This is a genomic window from Sphingopyxis sp. OAS728 (genome assembly GCF_014873485.1).
Taxonomy (GTDB): Bacteria; Pseudomonadota; Alphaproteobacteria; order Sphingomonadales; family Sphingomonadaceae; genus Sphingopyxis.
The window spans coordinates 4,909,756-4,919,217 of sequence record NZ_JADBDT010000001.1 but is presented as its reverse complement, the minus strand read 5'-3'; the positions used below and the strand labels follow the sequence as shown (position 1 = coordinate 4,919,217).

Annotated in this window: 9 protein-coding genes; 5 read left to right on the top strand and 4 right to left on the bottom strand. The window is 64.8% G+C overall.

Features of this window, described 5'->3' with window-relative positions; translation table 11 throughout:
* Positions 1 to 225 precede the first annotated feature (225 nt).
* Positions 226 to 432, bottom strand: a complete 207-nt coding sequence (rpsU, locus tag GGC65_RS23215) for a 30S ribosomal protein S21 (RefSeq protein ID WP_037510267.1) — start codon at positions 430 to 432, stop codon at positions 226 to 228.
* A 277-nt stretch (positions 433 to 709) separates the two neighbouring features.
* Between rpsU and GGC65_RS23210 the strand changes: the two genes are divergently transcribed.
* From GGC65_RS23210 to GGC65_RS23195, 4 genes are all read left to right on the top strand, one after another.
* Positions 710 to 1,474: a class II aldolase/adducin family protein gene (locus tag GGC65_RS23210; protein ID WP_058804798.1), complete on the top strand. Its 765-nt coding sequence runs from the start codon at positions 710 to 712 to the stop codon at positions 1,472 to 1,474.
* Between the two features lie 27 nt (positions 1,475 to 1,501).
* Positions 1,502 to 2,047: a (2Fe-2S)-binding protein gene (locus GGC65_RS23205; RefSeq protein WP_192649318.1), complete on the top strand. Its 546-nt coding sequence runs from the start codon at positions 1,502 to 1,504 to the stop codon at positions 2,045 to 2,047.
* A gap of 133 nt (positions 2,048 to 2,180) precedes the next feature.
* Positions 2,181 to 3,185 carry an RcnB family protein gene (locus GGC65_RS23200; protein ID WP_225940976.1) on the top strand — a complete coding sequence of 335 codons (1,005 nt, stop codon included), beginning with the start codon at positions 2,181 to 2,183 and terminating at the stop codon, positions 3,183 to 3,185.
* Positions 3,186 to 3,338: 153 nt separating this feature from the next.
* The gene (locus tag GGC65_RS23195; protein WP_192649317.1) at positions 3,339 to 4,610 is read left to right on the top strand and encodes a metal-dependent hydrolase family protein; all 1,272 of its coding nucleotides are present in this window, start codon (positions 3,339 to 3,341) and stop codon (positions 4,608 to 4,610) included.
* Between the two features lie 9 nt (positions 4,611 to 4,619).
* Here GGC65_RS23195 and GGC65_RS23190 read toward each other — a convergent pair whose 3' ends face one another.
* The gene (locus GGC65_RS23190) at positions 4,620 to 7,217 is read right to left on the bottom strand and encodes an EAL domain-containing protein (RefSeq protein WP_225940975.1); all 2,598 of its coding nucleotides are present in this window, start codon (positions 7,215 to 7,217) and stop codon (positions 4,620 to 4,622) included.
* A 189-nt stretch (positions 7,218 to 7,406) separates the two neighbouring features.
* Between GGC65_RS23190 and GGC65_RS23185 the strand changes: the two genes are divergently transcribed.
* Complete coding sequence (locus GGC65_RS23185) at positions 7,407 to 8,462, top strand: fatty acid desaturase family protein (RefSeq protein WP_192649315.1); 1,056 nt, start codon at positions 7,407 to 7,409, stop codon at positions 8,460 to 8,462.
* Here GGC65_RS23185 and GGC65_RS23180 read toward each other — a convergent pair whose 3' ends face one another.
* Both GGC65_RS23180 and GGC65_RS23175 read right to left on the bottom strand, forming a co-directional pair.
* Positions 8,463 to 8,945 (bottom strand): asparaginase domain-containing protein, encoded by a 483-nt coding sequence (locus GGC65_RS23180; protein ID WP_192649314.1) that lies wholly within the window; start codon positions 8,943 to 8,945, stop codon positions 8,463 to 8,465.
* Complete coding sequence (locus tag GGC65_RS23175) at positions 8,942 to 9,427, bottom strand: DUF3291 domain-containing protein (protein WP_192649313.1); 486 nt, start codon at positions 9,425 to 9,427, stop codon at positions 8,942 to 8,944. The genes GGC65_RS23180 and GGC65_RS23175 overlap by 4 nt, the downstream gene beginning before the upstream one ends.
* Positions 9,428 to 9,462 lie beyond the last annotated feature (35 nt).

Genomic DNA, 9,462 nt, shown 5'->3' with positions numbered 1-9,462 from the left:
GGGGTGGGAAGCTGCCTCCCGTGCACCCCGGCGAAAGCCGGGGCCCAGTGCGGAAAAGCGCAAGGTTAGTGTTGGAATTCTGGGCCCCGGCTTTCGCCGGGGTTCACATCCCTATCGGCAGCAATCGGTCGAAACCCGCCATTCTCCGTCAGCCCAAACGAAAAAGGGCGCCGCGGTTTCCCGCAGCGCCCATTTCTCGATCCGGATCCCGAAAGGGAAGCGGTCTTACTTGATACCGTCGCGCTCCATCCGCTTGCGCTCCATCTTGCGGGCGCGGCGGACAGCGGCAGCGTGCTCGCGCGCGCGCTTTTCGCTGGGCTTCTCGTAATGGCGGCGCAGCTTCATTTCGCGATACACGCCCTCACGCTGCAGCTTCTTCTTGAGCGCGCGAAGGGCCTGGTCGACATTATTGTCGCGAACGATGATCTGCATACGCCGTGTCGTCTCCGGTTCGTCCAACGATGAATGACTACCGGCCATCCGGTCCGCCAAAAATCGCCGATATAAGGGCAATAAGAGAAGCGCCGCGAACCCGCGACGTTCCGATGGCTGGGCCACTAAAAGGATTCGCGGCAAAATGCAAGCCCCTGCGCGGTAAACTGCGCCTGCCCCGCTATCGAACCACCTTCCCGCTCGCGGGATTGTGCCGCGCCCCATCCTTATGGCATAGGTAGCAGGACGAAACTAACATCATAATGAGGGACAGGCCATGGCGACCCAGCTCAAGCGCAACAGCAAATATAGCGAAGCCGAATGGACGGCGCGGCAGGAGCTTGCCGCCTGCTACCGCATCTTCGCGATGATGGGCTGGGACGAAATGATCTTCAACCATATCACGGTGAAGGTTCCCGACGAGGACGGCGCCTTCCTGATCAACCCGTACGGCCTGCATTTCAGCGAAGTCACCGCCTCGAACCTGATCAAGATCGACATCGACGGCAACAAGGTCGACGAGGATAATCCCTGGCACGTCAACAAGGCGGGCTTTGTCCAGCACAGCCTGTTCCACCGCGTCCTGCCCGACGCGCACGCGATCATCCACACCCACACCACCGCGACGACCGCCGTCTGCGCGCTCGAAGGCGGGCTGCAGCCGGTGAATTTCTATGCCTGCAACTTCATGGGCCAGCTCGGCTATCATGATTTCGAAGGCGTGACGGTCCGCGAGGAAGAGGGCGAGCGCCTCGTCAAGAACCTCGGCGACAAGCGCATCCTGATGCTTCGCAACCATGGCCCGGTCGTGATGGGCAAGTCGTTGACCGAAGCCTTCATCAAATATTGGGCGCTCCAGCGCGCGTGCGAAATCCAGCTTGCGACGATGAGCATGGGCAAACCGATCACCGTCCCCGACGAGGTGATCGCGGTTCACCAGCGCGACCTGTTCATGGCCTCGATCCCCGGACAGGCGGGCAAGGCCGAATTCGACGCGATGGTCCGCAAGGTCGACAAGATCGACACAAGCTGGCGTGACTAATCCGGCGGCTGCGCTAACAGGGGCGGCATGACGCGATTCTCGGTCAACGACCGCCCGGTCGAATATCGCATGGAACCCGAAACGCCCCTGCTCTGGGCGCTGCGCGACGCGTCGAACCTGACGGGCACCAAATATGGCTGCGGCACCGGCGAGTGCGGCGCGTGCACGGTCGACATCGACGGCGAGGCGATTCGTAGCTGCATGGTCACGATTGCCGAATGCGAAGGCCGCTTCGTCACGACGATCGAAGGACTCGCGCGCGACCGCAGCCATCCGGTGCAGCAGGCGTGGGTCGCCGAACAGGTGCCGCAATGCGGTTTCTGCCAATCGGGGATGATCATGGCGGCCGCGGCCCTGCTCCGGTCGAACAGCAATCCGAGCGATGCCGAGATCGACGCGGCGATGACCAATATCTGCCGCTGCGGCACCTATCCACGCATCCGCACCGCGATCCGCCTCGCGGGCCGTGTGATCCGCGGCGAGGAACGAATCGCCGCTGCGCCGCCGCCCGGTATCCGCCCCCAGGACGCGGTGGAGGCCGTCCCGGCGCTCCGCCTGCCGCCGGGCACCTGAACGTCCCCGTTCATCTAGCTGAACCGCAGGCAACAACGCGGTCAGCCATCGATCATCTTGCGGAGAGTAAGAATCGATTCATCATCCCGGCTGGCGTCTCCAGCAAACGGGACATGAGTTGGAGAATGGCGAGATGAAGAAGATGTTCGGAGGGTTGCTGATCGCGGCAACGATCCTGACCCCGATCGCCCCGGCCGCCGCGCAGGCGTCGGGCGAGCGGGTGCAGATCGCGCAGCGCGGCGACCGTGGGGACCGCGGACCACGCGGCCCCGAAGTACGCCGCGGTGGCGGCAATTGGGGCGGTCAGGCTCGGCCCGAGCGCCAGCAAAGCCAGCAGCCGCGCGCGGAACGCCAACAGCGCAGCGAAATGCGCCAACAGCAATGGCAGCAACGCGGCAACGATCAGCAGCGTCAGGCACAGCGTGAGCAATGGCGCCAGCAGCGCGGTAACGACGCGCAGCGGCAAGCCCAGCGCCAGCAGTGGCAGCAGCGCGGTAACGATCAGCAGCGCCAGCAATGGCAACGGCAGAACGAGCAGCGCCAGGCACAGCAGGCGCAGCGCGGCACCTATGATCGCAACCGCGACGGACGCACCGACCGCCAGTGGGACCGCAACCGCGACGGTCGGGTCGACCGCCAGTGGGATCGCAACCGCAATGGCCAGGTCGATCGCCGCTACGACCGCAATCGCAACGGCGACCTCGATCGCCGCTGGGACCGCAACGACAACAACCGCGTCGATCGCCGCTGGGACAATAACCGCAACGGCTATGTCGACCGGCGTTATCGCGACGGCCGTCACGATCGCTGGGACCGCAACAACAATAATCGCTGGAGCCGCGACTGGCGCAATGATCGCCGCTACGACTGGCGCAGCTATCGCGACCGGAACCGCAGCTATTACCGCCTGCCGCGCTATTACAACCCGTATCGCGGTTATGGCTACACCCGGTTCAGCATCGGCTTCACGCTCGGCTCGCTCTTTTACGGCCAGCGCTACTGGATCAACGATCCGGGCTATTACCGCCTGCCGCCCGCTTACGGGGGCTATCGCTGGATCCGCTATTATGACGATGCGCTTCTGGTCGACACCTATTCGGGCGAAGTGGTCGACGTAATCTACGATTTCTTCTGGTAATATTCCTTTCGGTTATCAGATGACAAACTGAGGGGCCGGCTCGACCGGCCCCCTTTTTTTCGAAACGTGGCCGGCCAAGTCGGCCCCTCTTTTTATGCACTTGCCCTCCCCCGTCCGGCGCGCCACGGTGACGCATCAAACAGGGGAGACTTCATGCGTAAATTGGGAATGGTCGCGGCCGCGACGCTCGCGCTGCTCGGCACGACGGCATATGCAAAAACGACGGTGGTCTATGCCGGCCGCGTCATCACCGATGCCTCCAAGCCCGCGCAAGGCCCCTCGACCGTTACGATCACCGACGACCGCATCACCTCGATCGCTCCCGGGCGCACCGAAGCGCCAGTGGGCGCCGAAATCGTCGATCTCGGCGACAAGACTTTGCTCCCCGGCCTCATCGACCTCCACGTTCACCTGACCGGCGACCCCGGCGACGATTATCGCGCTGCGGCGGTCGATCCCACCGAATGGGGCGTCGTCGTCGGCGCGAAAAATGCCGCGATCACGCTGCGCGCCGGCTTCACGACGGTGCGCGAGGCGGGGTCGGCGCAATATACCGCTTTCTCGCTCCGTCGCGGCACCGCGAACGGCTTTATCGAAGGCCCGCGCATCGTTGCGGCCGGTCCAGCGCTGTCGATCATCGGTGGGCACGGCGACGTGACGGGCTTTCGCGAGGATATCCATGCCGTCCTCGATGAAGGCTATACCTGCACCGGCGCGGTCGAGTGCGCCGAAAAGGTACGCAAGGCCTCGCGCGCCGGCGCCGACGTTATCAAGATCACCGCGACCGGCGGCGTCCTGTCGCAGCAAGCGCGCGGACTCGAAGGCCATTTCACCAGCCCCGAACTGCAAAGTATCGCCGACACCGCCCATTCGCTCGGCCTGAAAGTGATGGCACATGCGCATGGCGCGGGCGGGATCAAATCTTCCGCGGCGGCCGGGATCGACAGCATCGAGCATGGTACCTTTGCCGACGACGCGACGCTCCAGGTGATGAAGGCCAAGGGCACCTATCTCGTCCCGACGCTGATGGCGTTCGAGGGGATCCGCGAGCGGCTCGGCAAGGGCATCTACACGCCGACGGTCGAGAACAAGGTGCGCATGACGCTCGGCGATGTCGGCAAGGCCGTGACGCGCGCCAAGGCGCTCGGCGTGCCGATCGCTTTTGGCACCGACGCCGGCGTCTTCGAACATGGCCGCAACGGCGGCGAGTTCGCGCTCCTCGTCAAATATGGCCTGACCCCGCGCGAGGCGCTGGCGAGCGCGACGACGGTCGCCGCAAAGCTGCTGTCGCTCGAAAGCGAAATTGGCCGCATCGCACCCGGCATGTCGGCCGACATGATCGCGGTCAGCGGCGATCCGCTCAGCGATGTTACGGTGCTCGAAAAGGTCGACTGGGTGATGGCGCGCGGCCGGATCGCCCACTGAACGACAGCGTCATGCCGCGCGGCGGACGCGTCCCCGCGCCGGCGTGGCGGTCTTCGGGCCGGTGAGCCCGTCGATCTCGACCGCTTCGGCAAATTTCACCCCGACGCGGTTGCCCGCCGACCAGCGCGCTTCGGCATCGAATATCTGGTCGGCGCCGAATTCGAGCGTCAGCGCCGTACCCGGCGGCACATTCCACAACCCTTCGATCAGCGCGCCGCGCGACGACAAGTTGCGGACGATCCCCTCATATCGATAGCCGCCGCTGCCGACCTGGATCGTGCGGAAGGTCGTGAGCCGCGGTTCGCGCGCGCTCTTATATCCCTTCGCCTCGACGCGCCCGCCGCTTTCGCGAAGCAGGGCCAGCACCTCGGCGAGGTCCATCGGACGCCCATAAATATAGCCCTGCACATGGCTGCACCCCAGCCCGCGGATCAGCGCGAGGTCGTCGTGCGTTTCGACCCCCTCGGCGGTCGTTTCCATCTTCAGCGCGGTCGCCAGCCCGACGATCGACGAGATGATCGCGGCATTCATGCTGCTCGGGTCGGCGGCGCCGAGGACGAAGCTCTGGTCGATCTTGATCTTGTCGAACGGCGCCTTTTTCAGATAGCCGAGCGCCGAATAGCCGGTGCCGAAATCGTCGAGCGCCAGCCGCACGCCCGTGCGCTTCAACTTCTGGAACATCGCGAGATTCTCGGGGCTTTCGTCGAGGAAGACACCCTCGGTAATCTCCAGCTCAAGCTGCTCGGGGCGGATGCCCGCCGCCGACACCGCGCTCATGATCGTCGCGGGCAGCTTTTCATTGGCGAACTGGCGCGGCGAAACATTGACCGCGACGCGGTATCCGGGGCCGAGGTGCGCGATGGTCGCACAGGCGGTGCGGATGATCCACTCGCCGATCGGCACGATCAGATTGGCCTCCTCCGCAATCGGGATGAATTTCGACGGACTGACCAGGCCATGGGTCGCATGATGCCAGCGGATCAGCGCCTCGAACCCCGAAATCCGTTCGCTCTCGACGTCGACGATCGGCTGGTAGAGCAGCCGGAGCTCATCCTTCGCCAGCGCATCGCGCAGCGCATCCTCGATCGCCTTTCGCTCGCTCGCCTGATTGTGCATCGCGTCGGCATAGAAACGATAGACCCCGCGCCCCGCATCCTTCGCGGCATAAAGCGCGAGGTCTGCGTTGCGGACGAGCGCCGACGCCGAGACTCCCTGCCCGTCCGACACCGCAATGCCGAGCGACGATCCGATCCGCACCTGCTCGCCCTCGATCGCGAAGGGCTTCGCAAGGCTGAGGATGATCGCATTGGCGATACCCGCGAGTTTTTCGGGCTGGCTTATCTGCGGAACGACGATCTGGAATTCATCGCCGCCAAGCCGCCCGACCTGTCCCTTGTCGCCGACGATCTGCGTCAGCCGCCCCGCAACCTGCTGCAGCAGCTGGTCGCCCACCGGATGCCCCAGCGTGTCGTTGACCGCCTTGAACCGGTCGAGGTCCATCAGCAGCAGCGCGCAGGGCTGCGCTTGGCCGCTGTGGCTCTTCAATGCGCGCTCGAGCAGGTCGGTGATATGGCGCCGGTTCGCTAGGCCCGTGAGCGTGTCGTAGCGCGCGAGCTGGTTGATCTCGCGCTCGGACCTTTTCTTATCGGTCAGGTCGGTTCCGCTACCGCGAAAGCCCTGGAAATTGCCGAGTTCGTTGCTGATCGGGTGGCCCGAAATCGACCACCATCGCTCCTCGCCCGGCACCGCAGCCCGCACGGTCAGCTCCTTGAACGGCGTGCGCGACGACAGGCTGAAACCCAAAGTACGCTCTTCGCTCTCGTCGTTGCCAAGCCGCTTGCGGATGATGTCGGTAAAGGGATGGCCGAGCAGGTCGGTGAGCGGGCGTTCGAGCCGCGCCGCTACGGTCGGCGAGATATAGACGAGCTGGCCGTCGCGATCGGTTTCCCAGAACCAGCCGCGCCCCGCACGCTCGAAATCGCGCATCAGGTTGAGTGCGCGCTGCTGATCGCTGACGCTAAGCCGCGCCGCACGCGTGGCGCGGCGCTGGTGCCGGACATCCTCACGCATCATGACGATCAACAGGCCGAGAAACACGAACCCCGCGACCGCGAACGGCCACGACGCCACGCCGATCGCGCCACCCAGCGCCGTCGCCCCCGCGAAGGCGAAAAAGGCCGGCCGGACCACCGCGACGGCCGACGCCGCAACGAGCAACGAGCCGATGTGAATCGCGGTAAAGGCATCGAAATGGCGGCTGCCGTCGGGGATGGCGATCGCGTCGAACATCGCGGCGGCGTTGAGCAATGTGCCGAGCACGATCAGCGCCATGCACAGCATCGCCATCAGCCGGACTTGGCTGTGCGCGATCGGACGGGGTTTGCGCATCACCTGCCCGATCACGGTCAGCGCGACGTCGCATGGCAGACCGGCCGCCATGACCAGCCAATGCGCCGGATGATCGAGGAAACCCATAACGCCCGGGACGAAAGCGAAGGTCAGGAACGCAAGGACGCGGCCGATCAGCACATAATGCCACAGCTTCGCCACCCGCATCAGGTGCGTTACGAATTCCGGTGAATCGAACAGCGATTCGCCTGCTTGCAAATCGCCGCTTGCCGGCCGGATGATGTTACGCCGAACCCCCAATTTCCCGATATTTCCTGCTCGTCTGGTCGCGGTAAGCAGTGGCCGGAAGGGGTTTCCAAATCCTTACCAAATGGCATCCATTTCGCCCGTTGCTGTGCCAAAACGGAAGGGGTTTGGTTTCGGTTCGCAACTTGTTATAGATCGGCCATGCCTGCCGTCCGCCTCTTTCCGCCCGACCGCTTTTTCGACCGCGCCGAATGGTCCGCGATCACCCGCGCCTCGTCGTGGCGCGGTATCTGGCTGGTCGCGCATGCGTGGATCGTCAGCATCGCGCTCGTCGGCCTCGCCGCCTGGTCGCAAAACCCCGCGGCATGGCTGTTCGCAATCATCTTCGTCGGCGGGCGCCAGCTCGGCCTCGCGATCCTGATGCACGATGCGGCGCACGGCGCGCTCCACCCGAACCGGAAAATCAACAATTTCCTCGGCCAATGGCTGACCGGGGCGGCGGTCGGATCGGACCTGATCGCCTATCGCACCTATCATCTCCAGCATCATAAATTCACCCAGCAGCCCGAAGACCCCGACCTCTCGCTGTCAAAGCCCTTCCCCACCACGCGCGCCAGCCTGGGACGCAAGGTTCTCCGCGACCTGACGGGTCAGACCTTCTTCAAGCAGCGCGCCGCGCAATTCGGCTTCGCCTTCGTCGGCCTCAAGGCCATGCTGCGCGGCGAGCAGGGCCAGAAAAGCGGCGCGAGCACCAAGGCCGGGACGCCGTTCAACAAGCAGTCCGACGACGGCATGACGTCACCGACGATCGACGTCGCGGGGGCAATGACGGTGGCACGCGCGGTCGGGCGGTTCCTGATCGTGCAGGCGGTGCTGCTCACCCTCTCGCTGGCGCTCTATGGCTGGACGCCCTACCTGCTCTGGCTCGCCGGGCTCGCAACGACCTTCCAGCTTTATCTCCGCATCCGCAACATCGCCGAACATGCGTGCACGACCACGGGCAGCGACGATCCCTTCACCCACGCTCGCACGACCCACGCCGGCTGGCTCGCGCGCGCGACGGTTGCTCCATATTGGGTGAATTATCACGCCGAGCATCATCTCTTCATGGGCGTGCCCTGCTATCGCCTGCCGCAGGTGCACGCCGCGCTCGGGCGTGCAGGACGGCATGATTCGATGACGATCGCGCCGGGTTACGCCGCCGTGCTGCGGCAGGTCACCGCCAAACCTGTCCTGAGCTCCGTCGAAGGGGGCTGATCAGCCCTCCTGCACGAACCTTGCGCCGGCGCGGTCCTTGACCGTCTTTTCGGGGTCGAAGATCATCCCGTTCATCGCGACATAGACGCCGGGCGGCAGCGTCTGCACCGCCGCCAGCGCGAAACCGACGTTGAATTCGGCATCGCTCGCGCGCACCGACGCTGGCTGCATCGCGCCCGTCATCACGATCGTCTTGCCCGCGATGCCCGCGAGCACACGCCCGGTGACGACCATCGTGTCGGTGCCGTGGGTGACGAGGATGCGCGTCGCATCGCTCGCGGCGACCGCGGCGCGGATCGTCTCGCGGTCGGCGTCGTCGAGTTCGAGGCTGTCCTTACGCATCAGCTGCGTCACGCGGTGCGGCACATGGACATTATTCTCGCGCAGCATGTCGGGGATCGCCGCAGGGCCGATCTGGAACTCGGACAGCGCGTCGAAATAGACTTTGTCGATCGTCCCGCCGGTGGTGAAGATGTCGATCACGCGCATTCGTCCTGCACCGGCGACGCGGGCGTCCCGTCGGGGGCGGCGAAGGGCCGCTTGAAGGTGAAGGCCTCCGCCGTCGGTCCATGCGCCTCGATCATCGCGATACGTGCCATGCCCTCGGCGACAGTCGGACGATGCCCCGCCGGAACCCACCATAAAGCCTGATAGAGCGCCATATGCTCGAACCATTCCTTGCGCCGCTTCATGATCGTCAGATGGTCGGGCGTGCGATAGACATAGGCCGCGAGCGCATCGATATCGCGCCACACCGACATGTTCGCGATCAGGTGCGGATCGTCGGTCACCGGCACGTCGGTCGCATTATTGCCCTCGCCGGTGAGCCGCCACACGAAGCCGTCGGCGGCCTCGGCGACCGCATTCACATGGTCGAGCGCATCCATGAAATCGCGGTTCGCGACATGGTCGGGCGGCAGGCGAAAGCGCCCGATGTTGATCTGCGCGAGTTCATAAGCCGCCATGCGATGCTCCCAATATCTTCCGTTCGCATCGAGCG